2 protein-coding genes are annotated in these 510 nt (G+C 62.5%); one reads left to right on the top strand and one right to left on the bottom strand.

All coding sequences use genetic code 11. The features are described from left to right. The coding region (locus A5696_RS26500; RefSeq protein ID WP_197517088.1) for a class I SAM-dependent methyltransferase at positions 1-174 on the top strand (174 nt) is incomplete at its 5' end. A gap of 37 nt (positions 175-211) precedes the next feature. Here the strand turns inward: A5696_RS26500 and A5696_RS26505 are convergent. Then, positions 212-510: class I SAM-dependent methyltransferase (locus tag A5696_RS26505; RefSeq protein WP_197517089.1), on the bottom strand; the 299-nt coding region annotated here is incomplete at its 5' end.

A 510-nucleotide genomic window follows, 5' to 3' on the forward strand; every position in this document is an offset into this window, starting at 1 on the left:
CACTACGCACGGACCCTGGAGACGTGGGCCGCGGCCCTCGAGGCGAACAAGGAGACGGCGCTCGCCATCCAGTCCCAGGAGGTCTACGACCGCTATATGCACTACCTGACGGGGTGTGAAAACTTCTTCCTGAAGGGCATCAGCAACGTCGGCCAGTTCACGCTGGCCAAGTAAGTAGCGCACCGCTGGCCGGGCGCTCCCAGGCGCCCGGCTACTTCTCGCAGGTGAATTGGTTGACGTCGGTGTAGCCCTCGCGGAACAGCTTGGCGCAGCCGGTGAGGTACTTCATGTACCGGTCGTAGACCTCTTGGGACTGGATGGCGAGCGCCGTCTCCTTGTTCGCCTCGAGGGCCGCGGGCGCCAATTTCAGAATGTCTTCCTGCGCCGGCAACTGCCCGCCGGGAAAGATCTGGGTGTAGATGAATCGCGTGAACCGCACGTCGCTCATGGTCAGCGAGACGCCGAGCTCGTGCAGCTGTTTTTGGGAATGCGCGAGAATCGTGTGCAGCA

It is taken from the genome of Mycobacterium sp. E2699 (assembly GCF_001666745.1).
Taxonomy (GTDB): Bacteria; Actinomycetota; Actinomycetes; order Mycobacteriales; family Mycobacteriaceae; genus Mycobacterium.